Origin of the sequence: Spiribacter onubensis (genome assembly GCF_040838425.1) — a bacterium.
Classification (GTDB): domain Bacteria; phylum Pseudomonadota; class Gammaproteobacteria; order Nitrococcales; family Nitrococcaceae; genus Spiribacter; species Spiribacter onubensis.
This window is the reverse complement of sequence record NZ_JBAKFI010000002.1, coordinates 472,031-490,004: the sequence shown is the minus strand read 5'-3', so window position 1 is coordinate 490,004 and position 17,974 is coordinate 472,031. Positions and strand designations below refer to the sequence as shown.

14 protein-coding genes are annotated in these 17,974 nt (G+C 65.4%); 3 read left to right on the top strand and 11 right to left on the bottom strand.

What is annotated here, in order from left to right; translation table 11 throughout:
• Positions 1-187 precede the first annotated feature (187 nt).
• Positions 188-2,665, bottom strand: coding sequence for an ABC transporter permease (locus V6X63_RS05855; protein WP_367978391.1), 2,478 nt, complete (start codon positions 2,663-2,665; stop codon positions 188-190).
• Positions 2,665-3,372 (bottom strand): ABC transporter ATP-binding protein, encoded by a 708-nt coding sequence (locus V6X63_RS05850; RefSeq protein ID WP_367978390.1) that lies wholly within the window; start codon positions 3,370-3,372, stop codon positions 2,665-2,667. Before V6X63_RS05850 ends, V6X63_RS05855 begins: the two co-directional genes overlap by 1 nt.
• On the opposite strand from V6X63_RS05850, the gene V6X63_RS05845 reads away from it, so the two are divergent.
• Entirely contained in the window at positions 3,371-4,000 is a 630-nt protein-coding gene (locus V6X63_RS05845) for an arylesterase (protein WP_367978389.1), read from the top strand. The genes V6X63_RS05850 and V6X63_RS05845 overlap by 2 nt on opposite strands.
• A gap of 21 nt (positions 4,001-4,021) precedes the next feature.
• Here the strand turns inward: V6X63_RS05845 and V6X63_RS05840 are convergent, their stop codons facing one another.
• The 5 genes from V6X63_RS05840 to V6X63_RS05820 all read right to left on the bottom strand — a co-directional run bounded on the left by V6X63_RS05840 (position 4,022) and on the right by V6X63_RS05820 (position 9,619).
• A complete protein-coding gene (locus V6X63_RS05840) occupies positions 4,022-4,759 on the bottom strand; it encodes an endonuclease/exonuclease/phosphatase family protein (protein ID WP_407826393.1) in 738 nt (245 codons plus the stop codon).
• A gap of 105 nt (positions 4,760-4,864) precedes the next feature.
• Positions 4,865-5,515, bottom strand: a complete 651-nt coding sequence (locus tag V6X63_RS05835) for a thiol:disulfide interchange protein DsbA/DsbL (protein ID WP_367978388.1) — start codon at positions 5,513-5,515, stop codon at positions 4,865-4,867.
• Positions 5,516-5,552: 37 nt separating this feature from the next.
• Positions 5,553-6,698 carry a c-type cytochrome biogenesis protein CcsB gene (ccsB, locus tag V6X63_RS05830; RefSeq protein ID WP_367978387.1) on the bottom strand — a complete coding sequence of 382 codons (1,146 nt, stop codon included), beginning with the start codon at positions 6,696-6,698 and terminating at the stop codon, positions 5,553-5,555.
• A gap of 31 nt (positions 6,699-6,729) precedes the next feature.
• Positions 6,730-8,850: a cytochrome c biogenesis protein ResB gene (locus tag V6X63_RS05825; RefSeq protein ID WP_367978386.1), complete on the bottom strand. Its 2,121-nt coding sequence runs from the start codon at positions 8,848-8,850 to the stop codon at positions 6,730-6,732.
• 130 nt (positions 8,851-8,980) lie between these two features.
• The gene (locus V6X63_RS05820) at positions 8,981-9,619 is read right to left on the bottom strand and encodes a c-type cytochrome (RefSeq protein ID WP_367967739.1); all 639 of its coding nucleotides are present in this window, start codon (positions 9,617-9,619) and stop codon (positions 8,981-8,983) included.
• Between the two features lie 83 nt (positions 9,620-9,702).
• Here V6X63_RS05820 and yihA point away from each other — a divergent pair, with 83 nt between their 5' ends.
• Positions 9,703-10,311 carry a ribosome biogenesis GTP-binding protein YihA/YsxC gene (yihA, locus tag V6X63_RS05815; RefSeq protein WP_367967738.1) on the top strand — a complete coding sequence of 203 codons (609 nt, stop codon included), beginning with the start codon at positions 9,703-9,705 and terminating at the stop codon, positions 10,309-10,311.
• 153 nt (positions 10,312-10,464) lie between these two features.
• Here the strand turns inward: yihA and polA are convergent, their stop codons facing one another.
• The gene (polA, locus tag V6X63_RS05810; protein WP_367978385.1) at positions 10,465-13,197 is read right to left on the bottom strand and encodes a DNA polymerase I; all 2,733 of its coding nucleotides are present in this window, start codon (positions 13,195-13,197) and stop codon (positions 10,465-10,467) included.
• 117 nt (positions 13,198-13,314) lie between these two features.
• Here polA and V6X63_RS05805 point away from each other — a divergent pair, with 117 nt between their 5' ends.
• On the top strand, positions 13,315-14,055 hold the full coding sequence (locus V6X63_RS05805) for an LOG family protein (protein WP_367967736.1): 741 nt from the start codon (positions 13,315-13,317) through the stop codon (positions 14,053-14,055).
• On the opposite strand, the gene uvrD is transcribed toward V6X63_RS05805, so the two are convergent.
• From uvrD to V6X63_RS05790, 3 genes are read right to left on the bottom strand one after another with little or no spacing between them, the layout of a single operon-like run.
• Positions 14,052-16,220 (bottom strand): DNA helicase II, encoded by a 2,169-nt coding sequence (gene uvrD / locus V6X63_RS05800; protein ID WP_367967735.1) that lies wholly within the window; start codon positions 16,218-16,220, stop codon positions 14,052-14,054. The genes V6X63_RS05805 and uvrD overlap by 4 nt on opposite strands.
• A 30-nt stretch (positions 16,221-16,250) precedes the next feature.
• The gene (locus V6X63_RS05795; protein WP_367967733.1) at positions 16,251-17,168 is read right to left on the bottom strand and encodes a LysR substrate-binding domain-containing protein; all 918 of its coding nucleotides are present in this window, start codon (positions 17,166-17,168) and stop codon (positions 16,251-16,253) included.
• Complete coding sequence (locus tag V6X63_RS05790) at positions 17,165-17,917, bottom strand: ParA family protein (RefSeq protein WP_367967731.1); 753 nt, start codon at positions 17,915-17,917, stop codon at positions 17,165-17,167. Before V6X63_RS05790 ends, V6X63_RS05795 begins: the two co-directional genes overlap by 4 nt.
• Between the last annotated feature and the right edge of the window lie 57 nt (positions 17,918-17,974).

Genomic DNA, 17,974 nt, shown 5'->3' with positions numbered 1-17,974 from the left:
GCCCCTTTCCCCGGACTCACGCGAGACGCGGATCCGCCGCGGTTGATCCATGGCCGTGCCCTGTCGCTCCCGTCTCCTTGTCCCGGGCGACCTCGGGGCGCGTTTCGGTTTGTTATCCACCGCGTGAAACGCCTCGCGCACCGCGCGAGCCCGGGACAAGGAGACGGGAGCGACAGGGCACCGCGCGTTATCCCCCTTCGCGGAGCAATCGCATCGGCGAGGCCCGATAGTAGCGTCGTGCACCGAGCGCGCCCGCGGCCCAGACGGTGAGCAGGCCAACAAAGGCGCCGGCCAGCAGGGTCATGGGCCGGAACGGATAATCAAGGTCGAACAGGACTTCCGCCACCACGACACCCGCGGCGGTAGCGGCGAGGCCAGCGAGACCACCCGCAATCGCACCGATCACCCAGAACTCGAGCCGGGCCATGGCCCGGATGCGTCGGCCGCTGGCTCCCAGGGCGCGGAGCAGCGCGCTCTCGAAGCGGCGTTGTTCACCGGTGATCTGCAGGGCCGCGAGCAGTACGAGAACGCCCGCGGCCAGGGTGAGCAACGCCATGAGTTCGACCACGCTGGAGCCCTGGTCGATGATGGTGCGCACGATCCGCAAAACACTGCTGACATCGATGGGTGTCACACTGGGATACGCGCGGATGAGTTGGTTGAGCACAGCGGTATTCTGCGGGGGCAGATAGAAGCTGGTGAGCCAGGTCCGCGGCAGCTCATCGAGCGTACCGGGGGAGGCGAGCACGAAGAAGTTGACGTTAAAGCTCTCCCAGCGGACCTCGCGCAGGCTGGTGACCTCGGCGGTGACACTGCCGCCGCCGGAACTGAAGGTGAGGCGGTCGCCCATTTCCACGCCAATTTCTTCGGCAAACTCGGTCTCAACCGACAACTGTGGCGCCGGATCCGACTGATCGCCCCACCAGTCACCGGCCACAATCCGGTTGTCCGCCTGCAGCCGCGCACTCCATGACAGATTGAACTCGCGTCGGGCCAGGCGCCGGGCCTGGGCACTGTCATAGTCCTGGGCACGGACCGGCTCGCCATTGAGCGCCGTGAGGCGGGCGCGAACCATGGGATAGAAGACCGTTTCGATACCGGCATCGGCCAGGGTGGTACGAACCCCGTCCACCTCGTCAGACTGGATGTTGATCAGGAACTGGTTCGGGGCGTCCGGGGGTATCTCGGCCTGCCAGGCGCTGAGCAGATCGTTGCGCACCACGGCCAGCAGAAACAGACTCATCAGACCGACGCCAACGGCGACGATCTGGATGATCGCCGTGAGCGGACGGCGGGTGAAACCGGTCAGCCAGAGCAGCCGTCGCTGCCCGCCACGGCGTGACCAGGCCCTCGCCCCAAGGACGATGGCAGCAGCCACGGCCGCCAGGATGGCGAGCGTGGCGGCGACGGCACCAAAAACGCTGAGCGTCACCCGGACATCGCCCGCCTGCCAGGCCATCAGCCCCAGGATGACGAGCGCTGCAACCAGTAACGGCAAGCCGGCGCGGAGCAGCCCACTGCCCAGATCCTGGCGCAGCACCCGCATGGGCGGTGCATCCCGCAGGCGGACCAGGGTTGGCAGGGCAAACCCGAGCAGGGCGGCCGCCGCCGTGAGCCAGCCGGTGAGCAAGGGCCGGATCCCGGCCGGGGGCAACTCCGCCCCGAGCAGCTCGGCCACCAGCGAGAGCATCGCCAGATGCAGGATATAGCCGAGTGCGGCACCCACTGCGCCGGCGAAGAGCCCGAGCCAGAGCAATTTGCCGACAAACAGCTGCAGCACCTGACGCCGGGTGGCGCCCATGGCCCGCATCACCGCGACGCCGGTGATCTGCCGCTCGGCGTAGTGGCGGACGGTGAGCAGAACGGCCACGCCGGCCACGATCACCGTCAGCAGCGCGGCGAGGCCGAGAAAACGCTTTGCCTGTTCAATAACCTCGGCGGCTCCGCGTCCCTGCTCGCTGGGCCGTTCGATCTCCACGGCATTACCCTGCTCGGCCGCCAGCCGATCGGTGAACTGCGCGACCGCGGCCTGATCGCCGGCCAGCAGCAGCTTATGCCTGACCCGACTGCCCGGGCCAAGGAGTTCCGTTGATTGAAGGTCGGCATGGTTGAACATCACCCGCGGCGCCAGGCTTCCAAACCCCTGACCCCGATCGGGCTCGAAGCTGAGGATGCCCCCGACGCGGAGATCCCGCGCGCCCAGGGTGATGGTGTCGCCAACCTCCAGATCCAGCAGCCCGAGGAGACGCGACTCCACCCAGGCCGTTCCCGGTTCGGGAATACCTGGAGGCTGCTGTTCCTCGGCGCCGGGTGCCGGCTGAATGCGCAGGCTGCCCCTGAGCGGATAGGCATCGCTGACAGCCTTGGCGGAGACCAGACGGTTGGCGCTCTCGGTGAGCACCACGGTCGGAAAGACCGCGATGCGGGCCGTGTCCAGGCCATCGGCCTCAGCACGCGCCTGCCAGGCGTCGGGAATGGGCTCCGGGTACTCGACGGCCCGGTCGGCGGCAAGCAGATCGGCCGCGCGCGCCTCCGTGGCACCGGCCACCCGGTCCGCGAGCCAGGAGACACCCGTCACCGCGGCCACGGCGATGACCAGCGCAAGGGCCAGCAGACGCAGCTCCCCCCCTCGCCAGTCACGGTAGAGCAATCGCAGCGAGAGCATCAGCCCGCCTTCCTCGCCAGCGCGCCTTCGCGCAGATAGCGCACATGGGCGCAACGCCCGGCCACTGCCTGGTCATGGGTCACCAGGATCAGCGTGGTGCCATAGTCGCGATTGAGGTTGAACAGCAGCTCGATGATCTGTTCGCCCGTGCGGTGATCAAGATTACCCGTCGGCTCGTCGGCAAACAGGATGCGCGGCTCGCTGATAAAGGCGCGGGCAATCGCCACACGCTGCTGTTCGCCGCCTGAAAGCTGGGCCGGATAGTGCGCGACCCGGCCGGCGAGCCCGACTTGCTCCAGGGCATGCGCCGCCTTTTTCCTTGCATCGGTATCACCGGCCAGCTCGGCCGGCAGCATCACATTCTCGAGCGCCGTCAGGCCCGGTAGCAGGTGAAAGGCCTGGAAGACGAAGCCGACCCGCCCGCTGCGTAGCGCCGCACGCTCGTCCTCATCCAGGGTGGTCAGGTCATGTCCGTCCAGCGCCACGGTTCCACCGCTGGGCAGATCCAGACCGGCCAGCAGTCCGAGCAGCGTGGATTTACCCGATCCCGAGGTACCAAGAATGGCCAGAGAATCGCCAGCGGCGATGCTAACATCGAGATTTTCGAACAGGCTGATCCGGCCTTCCGGGGCCTCGAAGCGCATGGCGAGACCGCGGGCTTCGAGAACCGGCGAACCGTTAGAGGGTGAATCCATGGTACCGGGCATGCGAACTCGACTCCTGACTGTACTGCTTGTTTTCGGTCTGGCTCTGTCTGGCCTGGTTGCGGCGCAGACATCCGGACCGCGTATTCTTGTTCTTGGCGACAGCCTGTCTGCCGCCTACAACATGCCCGCCGAGGCGGGCTGGGTCGCCCTGCTGGCCGATCGGCTCGGTGCCGGGGCAGAGGTCGTCAATGCCGCCATCAGCGGTGAAACCACCGCCGGCGCCAGGGCACGTCTGCCTCAGGCCCTGGACATCCATGCGCCGGATATCGTCGTCATCGCGCTTGGCGGCAACGATGGCCTGCGCGGTGTTCCCCTGAGCGAACTGCGGGACAACCTGGAGGCCATGATAACCATGGCGCGGGACAGCGGGGCGCGCGTCGTCCTCGCCGGCGTGCGTCTGCCCTCGAATTATGGCAGCGCTTTCATCGAACGGTTCCGTAATGTCTACGAAGAAGTGGCCAGAGAGACCGGCGTGGCCTACGTCCCGAAGATTCTGGCCGGTGTCGCCGAGCAGCCCTCGCTGATGCAGGATGACGGCATTCACCCCAATACACGTGCCCAGGCCCGGATTCTCGACAATATCTGGCAGGCGCTCGGGCCAATGGTTTCCGGCTCTACCACGGGCTAGCCTGTCCGCCGTCGCCCGCCGCTACCCGCCGTGCAGCCGCTCGGGCAGATTGACCACCATGGTCATGGGCAGATGATCGGACAGTGGGGCATCGAGAACTTCCGCTGATTCCACGGAAAGGCTCGGGCTGACCAGGATATGGTCGATATTCCGCTCGGGCCGCCAGCTCGGATAGGTTGGCAGATCGTGCAATGGCTCGCGCAGCCCGGTTTCGGTGCAGAGATACTGAAGCTCGGGACTGTGTGAATTGCAGTTCAGATCTCCCATGACGATGACATGCGGGCAATCGCGGACGCAGTCGGCGACGTAGGCGAGCTGGGTTAACCGTGCGCGCTGACTGAGCGCCAGATGGAGCAGAACGACCATCAGCTCCGCCTCTTCCGTGCCAAAGCGGACGATCAGCGCCCCCCGGCCCGGAATGCGCCCTGGAAGCCGGTGTTCGTCAACGCGGCGTGCCACAAGACGACTGAGCAGGCCATTGCTGTGCTGGGCAAGGCGCCCCAGGGGCCGGTTTGTCTGCGAATACCAGTGCGGGAACTCTGCCGTATCGGCCAGGAAGGCCGTCTGATCGACGAATCCGCTGCGCAGGCTGCCCCCGTCAAGCTCCTGTAGACCGACCAGATCGAAGCGACGGATCAGCGATGCGATCCGTCGCAGATTGGGAACGCGCTTGCTGTCCGGCAGGACATGACGCCACCCGCGGGTGAAGTACTGGTGATAGTAGCGGGTCTGGATGCCGGCCTGGATGTTGAAGCTCATGAGCCGCAGACGCGCCGGCAACCCTGTCGCCGAACCAGGCTTGGCCTCGGCCGCCGGCGGCGACGAAGTCGACCCACCGGCGCAGGTGATGGAATCGCTCACTGCCTACTGATCGCCGTTCTCTTCGACAACCAGCGATTCGGCGACATCCAGCATGCCCTGCTGCCCGCCAGCCGCCCGGACGTCGATCAGATACCTGCCGGCCACCCCCAAGGCGGGCGTTCCGGGCACCCGGTACGCATTGACCAGGCGCTCACCCCGATTGAGCTGCGTATTGACGGCGAAGGAGTTCATCGCCGCCAGTACGTCGGCTTCGCTGACATCCGCCACGCTGGCATAGAAGGCCGCAACATCCTCGTTGCGGGTGAACGACCGGCCTTCCTCATGAATCGCCTCGAAAAGGGCCGCATGGGTCTGATCGAGGATACCCAGTGCCTGCGCGGCGTAGTACGCACGCGCGAGCACGGCCCAGCTCTCGCGGCCGAAGGTGACCGGCGTGTGGACCACCTCGATGCGCTCGCCCATTTCCGCGCTCCATTCGCCGAGCACCGGTTCAAAATCAGCGCAGTGCGGACAACCATAGGAGAAGAACTCCCGCACCTCGACAGCGCCAGCCGGCGCATCCGTGGGCTGCGGGGTGTCCAGCACGCGGTACCCCTGCTGCGCCTGAGCCGAGCCAGGCCCGAACAGGCCGGCAAGCATCAGCACCATGGCCATGGTCTGGCCGAAGCGGACGAGGGATAAGCGCTGCATCATCGGACTCCGGAGAATTGCTGCCTGAAAGTCGCCCATTCTACAGCTCTCCGTAGGAATGCAGGCCGGACAGGAACATGTTCACGCCAAGGAATGCGAATGTCGTAATGAACAGACCAATGATCGCCCACCAAGCCATCGGTTTGCCCCGCAGCCCCTTGGTGTAGCGCAGATGCAGCCAGGCCGCATAGTTGAGCCAGACGATCAGTGCCCAGGTCTCTTTCGGGTCCCAGGACCAGTAGGCCCCCCAGGCCTCAGCCGCCCAGAGCGCACCGAGGATGGTCGCCACCGTGAAGAATGCAAAACCGAGAGCAATGGCTCGGTAGCTCACCTCGTCGATCTGCTTGAGGGTGGGCAGACGCTCGGCCCATGGGCTGTCATCGGAGACCCGGGCCCGAATGAGATAGGCCACGCCAAGCATGGCCGCAATGGCGAAGCAGCCGTACCCGACGAAGTTCGTGGGCACATGGATCTTCATCCAGTAGCTGTTCAGCGCCGGCACCAGCGGCTCGATCTGGTAGGCGCCGCGGTCGAAGTGATACCAGAGCAGGAAACCGATGGATGCCGAGATGATCAACAGCACGAAAAAGCCCATGGATCGGGTGCGCTGCGCGTTCTCGTAGTACAGATAGATGAGCGCCGTCATGACGGCGAACAGCACGAAGACTTCGTAGAGGTTGCTGACCGGGATATAGCCAATCCCGCCGGCGTAGAGGTGGGTCTCGTGCCAGCGCACCAGCAGCCCGACCAGGCCAGCGCCGGCGGCGATCCAGGTGAGTTTCGAGGCGACGCGGCCAGCGAAGTCATTACCGGTGAAAAGCGCCACGCCGTAGACGACGGTGGCGGCCGGGAACAGGGCACTCATCCACATGATCGCCGACTGACTGGAGAGCAGATACTTCAGGAAGAAGTCGCTCTGTGCCGCGGCCAGCTCAGGATAGCGGGTGATCGCAAAGAGGCTCGCCAGACAGACGATCGCCATGTACCAACGCGAAGCATGCCAGTGCCAGCCGAGACCGATCATGGTTGCCGCCGTGAAGAACGTGATAACGACTTCGTAGACGTTCATCACGCCCCATAACACCCAGTAGGTACCGGCCGTTGCAAGCACCACCAGGGCAGCCCAGGCCCAGTCAGCGACGGTGAGCCGCTGCCAGAGCGATGGCCGGCGGATTTCTCGGAGCATGTCTTCGCGGGACGCAACCATTGCCCAGTCCTCAGTCAGTTTGTTCTGTCGGTCCGGCGGAGTCGGACGCATCCTTGCGGCGCCGGCCTGGCATGTCGCCGGTCACGCCGAGCTGATTCTCGACCGCCTCGGCCAGGTCAGCGAACTCGGCCTCGAACTCCTCCGGCCGGCGCTGATTGATGCCGGCCATCAGAAGATCACTGCCGCCATCCTCCCGCGGCGTCACCATCGCCCAGATCCGGCGATGGGATACGTAGAAAAGCAGGAAGATGCCCAGCACCAGCACGGCCGACCCCGCATAGACGACGTTCTTGCCGGGCGCGCGGGTGATCTGCAGGCCGGTGGCCTCACGATGGTTGAAATGATCGATCTCGAAGATGATCGGTGAGCCGTATTCCGCCACCGCCGAGACCGCATTCATCGCCTCCTCGAAGAAGGCGCGCTGATCCGCATCCGTCTGAACCATCGACAGCTCGACGCCCTGACGGGCCGCGAGCTGCTCTCGATAGATCTCGAACATCGTGCGTTGCAGCACGGAGCGCGAGAACTCCAGCAGCATCTCGGGGCGGTTGGAGCCGGCGACGCGCGCCTCAAGTTGTGCATTGACGGCGCCGAAACCACCTTCAACCAATGTTGCAATCATGTCATTGGCCGTACCGGCCACGCGGGCACCGAGTTCGGGATTGGCCACGCCCATCTGGGCCAGCAGCACGTCCGCTGCACGGCGTGCCGCCCGTTCCACCCGGGCACGATCATGCAATGCCGCGTGGAACGCCATGAAAGTCTCCATGGAGGCATTGGCGTCGGCGGGAATGTGCAGGTAGCGGAACGGCTCACTGGCGCTCTCACGCATACCGTGCAGATAGTACCAGCGGTCCTCGATTTCCACCGGTGCCATATAGGTGTGGAACTCACGGGCCTGACCCGCTTCGTCGCGCATGGTGAAGTTGAACGACGGGCCGACGTTGCGGAATTCGTCCCGCGAACCCGTACGCTCTACCGCCCGCGGATCCCGATCGACATTGAACAGCTGGAAGTCGTCGATCTCCATGGTGCGCTGCAGACCGCCGAGCTGCAGACGCAGGTTTTCGAAGACGCGGCCGGTGATGGGCATGGTCTGGCCCGAACCGTCCAGCAGATGGCCGGTGAGCTCAAGCGCCGTGCCGCCGTCGGTGAAAGAGGCCTGGTAGATGGTATGGCCGCGGTGGGTCAGCGGATGGTTGACCGAGATGGTCTGCCGGATGGGTTCCTCCAGCGCAGGGTCATGAATGACCAGATCACTCTCGTAGGAGCTCGGCATGCCGTTGGGATAGTGGTCGATGCGGAAGTCTTCGACATAGATCTCGAAGGGAAGCTGCTGGACGACGTAGCCGTCGCGCACCTGGAGGAAGACCACACCGCTGTTGCTCTCCTCGGGGATGGTGACATTCCCCCGGAACGATCCGCTCTCCGGACCCAGCCAGCTAGCCGCCGGAACCTGGGAGACAGGCAGGTCACGGGTTTCCACGGCCAGGTCACCCATCAGCTCCCTGAGCTTGAGATTGATGTTGCCATCCGCCAGTGCGCCAAGCGCGATCACCACCACGGCGACGTGGGTCAGCACATAGCCGATGCGCGTGGCGCCGCCTTTCATCCCGGCCACGACCACCGTATCGCCGCGCGCCTCCCGCCGCGTCCGGAATCCGTACCCTTGCAGTGCCGTCTCGGCCACCGCCTCGACTGACTCGGCGTCCACGGACGTCCGCCAGCGCCGATGCTGGGAGAGCGCGAGGAGGGACTTCTCCCGGACGTGCGTGCGATACCGTGTGATCTCGCGCCAGACGCCCGGGATATGGCGGCTGACACAGACACCGGTGGATAGCACCAGAAAGCCGAGGATGGCCAGGAACCACCAGGCGGAGTAGACGTCGTAGAGGTTGAGCAGGCGGAAGACCTCGAACCAGAACGGCCCGAACTGGATCAGGTACTCACTGTAGGGATTGTTCTGCGGGAGCACGGTCCCGATGACTGAAGCGATGCTCACCACCACCAGCAGGGTGATGGCCAGGTTCATCGAGCCGAGGAACTCCAGCCAGATCGCGCCCAGACTACGGCGGTACTGGCCGCGTTGGCGTGACTGACCGGTGGAGATTGTGGCAGCGCTCTGGGCCATGAATCTGTCTATCGCCGTTGCCTGTCCATCAGACTAACCCGTGTGGGTTATTCAATTGACCACAACAGCGCAGGGAAATTCTTGCGCAGGATCAATCCGGCCCCGCGTTCGGCGAGTTTCCGGCTGCCGCCTATTCAGCCGCCAGTTCCGCCGGGTACAGCCCGCGCACGTAATTCGACACCGCCTGGATCTCCTCGTCCGTGAGGTTGACGGCAATCTCGTTCATGACCGCTGCCTGCCCGTAGCCCGAGCGCTCACCGGAGCGGTAGAGCATGAGCTGATCCATGGTGTACTGGACCTTCTGGCCACTCAAGCGCGGGTAGCCGCTGCTCGGTACACCGAGACCGGCGGGACCATGGCAACTCACACAGGCCGGTACGCCTTTTTCGGCGATGCCACCCATGTAGATGCTGCGACCGGTCGTGAGCAGCTCCTCCGGGGTCTCGCCGATCTCGGCCTCGAGCCCTTCGTAATAGACAGCCAGATCCGCCATGGTCTGCTCATCCAGACCGGCGGCCTGCCCGAGCATGATGGCGTTGTTGCGTTCGCCGGACTTGTAGTACTGCAGTTGCTCGAAGATGTAATCGGCATGCTGGCCGGCGAGATTCGGCCACTCCGGCGACATGCTGTTGCCGTCCATACCGTGACAGGCGGCACAGACCGCCGCCGAGGTCTCACCCCGCATCGGATCGGCATCCTCGAGCTGAGCCGTGGCGGAAAAGCTGACCAGAAGGAACGTGGCGAGCGCAGGGAGCGTCTTGGCGATCATGATTACAGACAAACCTCGAGTACAATCGCTGGCTTTATACCAACGCCCCCCTCAGGGGTCAATTTCCGCGCGAGGCCAACGCCGTGTCAATTGACTACCGTCAGGCTCAGTTTCTCCTCTCAGCGGCTGAACCGCGCCAGCTCCCCGATGATATCGGCCATGAGGTCGCATTCGCCGGGCGCTCGAATGCCGGCAAGTCCAGCGCGCTCAACGCCATTACCGACCAGAAGCAGCTGGCGCGGGTCAGCAAGACACCGGGACGGACACAGCAGATCAATGTCTTCCCGGTCGGCGCACCGGACAGCGGCCGGCGCCTGATCGACCTACCGGGCTATGGCTACGCGAAGGCGCCGCCGGCCCTTCGGGCGCACTGGCAGAAGGCGCTACCGCAGTACCTGGAGACGCGGGCGAGCCTTCGAGGCCTGGTGCTGATTACCGACATCCGTCACCCCCTTGGCCAACTCGACGAGCAGATGCTGATGTGGTGCGAGGCAGCCCGACTGCCGGTGCATATCCTGTTGAGCAAGGCGGACAAGCTCCGTCGCGGACCTGCCGGCAATACGTTGCAGTCGGTCCGGACAGCAGCGCTGCGGACCTGTCCAGGAGCCAGTATCCAGCTTTTCTCCGCGCAGACCCGCCAGGGCGTGGAAACCGCCCGCGCCCGGCTCGACGAGTGGCTGCAGCAGGCATAAAAAACCCCGGAGTCCATGGGGTGTGGGCTCCGGGGACAGTGGACCCGGCCTTGGGGGCTCGGCCGGGCCTCGCTGGCCCGCTAGTAAGGGAGGGAATAGCGGGCCGCGCCGGGCACTGGCGCACCTGATGGGACAGCCCACCGGACGGGAAGTTCAGTGTGCGCTCTCCCAGTTCTCGCCGACGCCGATTTCCACCTCCAGTGGCACGTCCAGTTCGGCCGCTTCGCTCATGAACCCGCGGATTCGCTCGGCGACCATGTCCGCCTTGTCCACCGGAACCTCGAGCACCAGCTCGTCATGCACCTGCATGACCAGCGCCACCCCCGGATGCTCCGCCGCAATCCAGCCGTCCACCGCGATCATGGCCCGCTTGATGATATCCGCCGCCGTTCCCTGCATGGGCGCGTTGATCGCCGTCCGCTCGGCATACTGTCGCCGCTGGTTGTTGCGGCTGCTGATTTCGGGCAGGTAAAGCCGCCGGCCGAAGACCGTCTCCACATAGCCCTGCTCACGGGCCAGCTGGCGGGTCCGGTCCATGAATGCCCGCACCCCGGGGTAGCGTTCGAAATAGCGGTCGACATAGGCCTGCGCCTCGCCGCGCTCGATGCCGAGCTGGCGGGCCAGTCCCCAGGCCGACATGCCATAGATGAGGCCGAAGTTGATGGCCTTGGCCGCCCGTCGCTGGTCATTGGTGACCGCATCCGCGGCGCTCCCGAACACCTCGGCGGCCGTCGCCGAATGGATGTCGAGCCCGTCGGCGAACGCCCGACGCAATCCGTCATCTCCGGACAGGTGCGCCATGATGCGCAGCTCGACCTGGGAGTAGTCGGCGGCCATGAGCTGGTGGCCGGGCTCGGGAATGAAGGCGCGACGGATACGCCGGCCCTCGGGAGTCCGCACCGGGATGTTCTGCAGATTCGGGTCGGATGAAGAGAGCCGTCCAGTAGCGGCCACCGCCTGATGGTAGGAGGTGTGGACCCGGCCCGTGCGCGGATTGATGAGTGTGGGCAGCTTTTCGGTGTAGGTCGAGCGCAGCTTGGATACGCCGCGATAGTCGAGAATCAGACGCGGCAGCTCGTGCCCCTGCGCCGCCAGCTCATCGAGAACCGATTCCGCGGTGGAAGGTGCACCCTTCGGCGTCTTGGCGAGGACCGGCAGCCCCTGGCGCTCGTAGAGGATTTCCTGGATCTGCTTGGGGGAACCCAGATTGAAGGGCCCGCCGGCACAGGCATGAGCCTCTTCCTCGAGTCGCTGCATGGTCTCGGCAAGCTCTCCGCTCTGGGTGCCGAGCAACGCCGCATCCACCCGGACACCGGTTCGCTCCATGCGCGAGAGGACCGGCAGCAGAGGCATCTCGATACCTTCATAGACCGCTCTGGGGCCGGATCGCTCGGCCAGCGCCGGCCAGAGCCGTTCATGCAGGCGCAGGGTGACGTCGGCATCCTCGGCGGCATAATCCACCGCCTGTTCCAGCGCGACCTGATCAAACGTTATCTGTCGCGCCCCTTTACCGGCCACCTCTTCATAGCCAATGGGCCGATACTTCAGGTATTTCTGCGCAAGCGAATCCATGTCATGCCGCGATGCGGTGGCGTCGAGGCAATAGGACTCCAGCATGGTGTCATGGACCACGCCGCGCAGCGTGATGCCATGGTTCGCCAATACGCTCATGTCGTACTTGAGGTTCTGCCCGACCTTGCGGACCCGCGGATCCTCCAGCAGCGGCCGCAGTCGCTCCAGGGCTGCGTCCCGGTCAAGCTGCACCGGCTGGTCCGGGCCGGTATGGGCCAGCGGCAGATAGGCGGCCTCGCCGGGCTCGATGGCAAAAGAGACGCCCACGATGGCGGCGTTCATGTACTCGAGGCTGTCGGTCTCGAGATCAAGGGCGAAGAGCTCGGCTGCGGCGAGCCGCTCCAGCCAGGCGTCGAAGCCGGCCTGATCCTGCAGACAGGCATAGTCCGCCTGTGGATCCGCCGGATCATGACTCGCCACGGCCTCTCCGGCCGCCCGTTCAGCGTTGCGCTCGCCGTCGGCCTCAATCTCCCGCAGCCAGGTATTGAACCCCAGATGCCGGTAGAGCCGGGCGAGCTCATTCCGATCAGGCGGATCGAGGCGAATCTCCAGTGGCGTCAGTGGCAGGTCGACGTCGCAGTGAATGGTGGCGAGCTGGCGCGAGAGATCGAGTTCCTCAAGATGGTCCCGAAGGCTCTCACCAACCTTGCCGCCAATCGCATCGGCATGCTCACGGATGCCATCGATTGAGCCGTACTGATTGAGCCATTTGGCGGCCGTTTTCGGGCCGACCTTGGGGACACCGGGGATATTATCGGAGCTGTCGCCCACCAGGGCGAGATAATCGATGATGCCCTCCGGTGGAACGCCGAATTTCTCCAGTACGCCGTCGCGATCGAGCGTGGTATTGGACATGGTGTTGAGCAGCGTCACGCCGCCATTGACCAGCTGGGCCATGTCCTTGTCTCCGGTGGAGATGAGCAGCGAAAGCCCGTCCCGGCGCCCGCGAACCGCCAGTGTGCCGATCACGTCGTCCGCCTCGACGCCGCCCACTTCGATCAGTGGCAGCCCCATGGCCCGCACGATAGCCTTGAGCGGTTCAAGCTGAGCGGCCAGATCATCGGGCATGGGCGGGCGGTTGGCCTTGTACTCGGTGAACAGCTCATCGCGGAAGGTCTTCCCCGGTGCGTCGAAGACCACCCCCATATGGACCGGTTGATAGTCCTGGATAAGCCGGCGCAGCATACTGATGACGCCGTAGATGGCGCCGGTGGGCTCCCCGGCGGGGTTGGTGAGTGGCGGCAGGGCGTGATAAGCGCGGTACAGGTAGGACGAGCCATCCACCAGCAACAGGCGCTTGTCGGGGTCGGTCATGGGGTCTTCCTCGCTGGCATTACCTGCATGATAACCGCCGCCCCTGCGGCAGTGACAGCGCGCGGACAGTGCCATGGCCGTGCGAGACTATCGTCATCACCGGGCAGGAGAGAGACCATGACGCATCCGTCTGATCAGACGACTCGACAGCGGGCCGGGAATGGCGCGGCGGGCCTCGATCCGACGCTGATGACGCGGGAGTCCTGGCGGATCTTCCAGATCATGGCCGAATTCGTCGAGGGCTTTGAGCGTCTCGCCCCGGTGGGCCCTTCGGTGAGCATCTTCGGCTCGGCACGGATTGGTGCCGATGAGCCCGCCTATAAAAGCGCCGAGGCCACCGCGCGCCTGCTCTCCGACGCCGGCTTTTCCATCGTGAGCGGCGGGGGGCCGGGCATCATGGAAGCCGCCAACAAGGGCGCCTTCGAGGGCGCGTCGGCCAGCATCGGACTCAACATCGAGCTACCGCGGGAACAGACGCCGAACGGATATCAGGAGATCGCGCTGCACTTTCGGCATTTCTTCGCCCGCAAGGTCATGTTCGTGAAGTATGCCTCCGCCTACGTGGTCTTCCCGGGCGGCTTCGGCACGCTGGACGAGCTTGCCGAGATCCTCACCCTGGTGCAGACCGGAAAGACCCGCCGCATTCCGGTCATCCTCATGGGCTCGGATTACTGGCAGGGGCTGGCGGATTGGCTGGAGCACAGGATGGTCGGGGCGGGGAATGCCGACCCCGAGGATCTGTCGCTGTTCCAGGTCCTGGATGAACCCCAGGCAGCGGTGGACGCGATCTTCACGCACTACCGCGATCGGAATTTCGAGCCCTCGCCGCAGGAGCGGGAGGTCCTGCTCAACCTCTAGGCGCGCTCCAGATTGGCATAGGCCGCCACCAGCCACTTCGCGCCCACCTCGTCGAAGTTGACCTGGATGCGGGCGTTGGGACCGCTCCCCTCGCAGTCCAGCACCACCCCCTCGCCAAAGCGGCTGTGCTGCACGCGCTCACCGAGATTGAATTCCGCCTCGGGGATGACGCCATCGCCCAACCCGCCGCCGGCGGCATCCGGCCCGGTCACCGAGAAGCGCGCCCTGACCTCGTCAATCAGCCCGGGCGGGAGCTCGCGGATGAAGCGCGAGGCGATGCCGAATTCGTCCCGGCCATGCAGCCGGCGGCGCTCGGCGTAGGTGATCAGCAGGCGCTGGCGGGCCCGGGTGATGCCCACATAGGCGAGGCGCCGTTCCTCTTCCAGCCGGCCGGGCTCCTCCACGGACATGCGATGCGGAAACAGCCCCTCCTCGAGCCCGGCAAGGAAAACCACCGGAAACTCCAGACCCTTGGCGGAGTGCAGCGTCATCAGCTGCACACAGTCCTCCCAGGCACCCGCCTGGCCCTCACCGGCCTCCAGCGCCGCATGGGCAAGGAAGGCCGTCAGCGTATCCATACCCTCCTCGATGGTGGCGTCCTGCTCGAAACTGCGCGCCGCGGTGATGAGCTCATCGAGGTTCTCAAGTTTGTCCTGGGCACGTTCCGAGCGATCCTTGCCGACATGACCCCGCAGTCCACTCCGCTCCAGTACGGTCTCGAGCCGGTCCGCGAGGTCCAGGTCCGCGCTCTCGGCCGCCAGACCATCGATCAGTTCCAGAAAGGCACGAAGGGAATTCGCGGCCCGGGCCGGCAGCACGCCGCGGTTTTCCACCAGACCGCGGGCCGCCGCCCACAGGCTCACGTCCTGATCGCGGGCCGCCAGCCGGATGGCCTCCAGGGTGCGGTTGCCGATGCCACGCGTGGGTGTATTGATGATGCGCTCCAGCGCCGCGCTGTCATCGCGGTTGGCGATCAGGCGCAGATAGGCCAGCGCGTCCTTGATCTCGGCACGTTCGAAAAAGCGCAGCCCGCCATAGACGCGATAGGGAATGCGACGGGCAAGCAGGGCTTCCTCGAAGGTCCGCGACTGGGCATTGGATCGATAGAGTATGGCGATATCCCGCCGCGCCAGCCCATACTCCTCGACCATGGCCATGAGGCGCTCGACCACGAAGCGGGCCTCATCCTGTTCGTTGAATGCCGCGTACAGGGCGATGGGCTCGCCCTGCTCGCCCTCGGTCCAGAGCTTCTTGCCCAGCCGGTCGCTGTTCCGTGCGATCAGCGTATTCGCCGCCTCGAGGATGGTACTGGTGGATCGGTAGTTCTGCTCCAGACGCAGGACGCGCGTGTTGGAGTAGTCCTCACGGAATCGCTGCAGATTCTCCACCCGGGCACCACGCCAGCCGTAGATCGACTGGTCGTCGTCCCCCACGATGAAGACATCGGACTCGGGACCCGCGAGCAGCTTGAGCCACTCATACTGGATGCCATTGGTATCCTGGAACTCGTCCACCAGGACATGCCGGAAACGTCGGCGGTAGTGTCCGAGCAGCTCCAGATGGTTCTGCAGCATCTCCACGGTGCGCAGCATCAGTTCGGCGAAATCCACCACACCGGCACTTCGGCAGGCGGACTCATAGGCGGTGTAGACCCGCGCCATCTGACCGCTGTAGGGATCCCCGGTGTCCAGGTCCTCGGGCCGCTCGCCGGCATCCTTGCGCGCGTTGATGAACCCCTGGAGCTGGCGGACGGGCCAGCGGTTCTCGTCCACCTCCAGATCGCGCATGACCCGCTTGACCAGACGCCGCTGATCCTCGCTGTCCAGGATCTGAAAACCCTGCGGCAGGCCGGCCTCCTGCCAGTGCAGGCGCAGGAGGCGGTGACTGAGGCCGTGGAAGGTGCCCACCCACATCCCGGAGCCGGACAGACCGAGAAGCTGCTCTATGCGGCCACGCATCTCGGCCGCGGCCTTGTTGGTGAAGGTCACCGCCAGCAGGTTCCAGGGAGTCGCACCTTCCACGCGAACCAGCCAGGCCGCGCGGTGCGTCAGCACGCGGGTCTTGCCACTCCCCGCACCGGCCAGCACGAGGGCGTGGCCCAGCGGCGCGGTGACCGCCTCGCGCTGAGCGGGATTGAGCGGATCGATCAGATCGGAGACATCCATGCCGTGGGATTATATCAGCGCGTCACCGCGCTAGGTGCCGGGCAGTGCCCTGACCGGTGGCAACCCGCGGATAAGCTCGGCCATGGCGCTGACCACCGGTTCCCGGGCACATCCGCGGCGCCGATAGATGGCCAGTTCGCGTACCGGTGGTTGACCGTCGAAGGGACGCACCACCAGCCCTTCGGTATGCGACCCCGCCGGTTCGACGGCCAGGGTGGGCAGCAGGGTGATCCCAGCCCCCGAGGCCACCATCTGACGGAGTGTCTCCAGGCTGGTGGCACGGAAGTCCTGCTGCTGCTGGGCGCCGACCCGCGAGCAGAAGTCCAGGGCCTGATCGCGCATGCAATGCCCCTCCTCGAGCAGCAGCATGGGCGCCGCATCCAGATCATCGCGCTTGATGGCCGCCTGGCTGGCGAGCGGATGTCCCGCGGGCAATGCCACCTCGAAGGGCTCCTGAAACAGCGGTTGCGACACCAGCCCCTCGTCCGGGATCGGGGTGCCCATGATGGCCGCATCGAGCGTGCCCTCCTGCAGCCGCTCAATGAGCCCGCGGGTGCGCTCCTCGTGCAGGAGCAGCCGCAGCTTGGGATAGCTCGCCTGCAGCACGGGAAAGAGGTGCGGAATCAGGTAGGGGCCCAGGGTGGGTATGATCCCGAGCCGCAGGTCGCCGCTCATGGGGTCACCGGCGGAGCGGGCGACGTTGACCAGGTCATCCACTTCGTTGAGCACCTGGCGGGCGCGCTCGGTGATCATCCGGCCAATGGGCGTGACGATCACGCGCTTGCTGGTGCGCTCGACGAGCTGGACGTTGAGGTATTCCTCGAGTTTCTTGACCTGGGTGCTCAGCGTCGGCTGACTCACAAAACAGGCCGCGGCGGCGCGCCCGAAGTGCTGATGGTCTGCCACGGCAACGAGATAGCGCAGGTCGCGAAAGTTGATGTGGTTCATGGGCGGGTATCAAGGTCCTCGGCAAGTTCGGTCCAGAGCCGGCGATAGGCATCCGCCGCCGGCGAGCGGGGTGCAAAGGCGGCCAGCGGGGCACGTCGGACGCTCATCCGTTCGACATCGGTGGCATAGGGGATCCAGGTGCTCAGGCACCCCCTGAGCGTCGTGGGGGGCGTTTCCGCCCAGGTGCGGTGGAGGCTCCGGCGCCGATCGACCATGGAGAGGAACGGCCGCAGCTTGTCCCGGCCATAGCGCTTGCGATCGAAGTGGCCTGCCATCTGCCGCCAGGCGTTGAGAGAGAGCGGGGCGGGGATGAGCGGACAGAGCACACGGTCGGCATTGCGGACCACCGCCTCGGCCAGGCGCGAGAAACTTGGTGGACAGTCCAGCACGACCAGAGCATAGTTTTCGGAGAACGGCTGCAGGAGGCCATGCAGCAGACGCCCGCCATCCTTGCCCTTTGCCACCAGATCGTCGAGGTGCCGGAGGGATTCATCGGCAGGCAGCAGATCCAGATAGTCCCACTGCGTCCTCGCCGCTTCGCGGCCGATCGGGGCCTTGCGCCGGAAGAGCTTGCGGGGCGGCTTGGCAAGCCGCGCCTGAGCACCCAGACACCACGTCGCCGCGGCCTGAGCGTCAAGATCCCATAGCAGGGTGGGGATGCCGGCCTCGGCCGCCTGCGCGGCGAGATTCACCGCGGCGGCCGTCTTTCCGACCCCACCCTTGAGATTGTGTAAGGCGACGATGTGCATGATCGGGCCAGCGGGTTATTCGAGGCCTCATTCTACCTTGCTGCCCGGGGCTCCGCC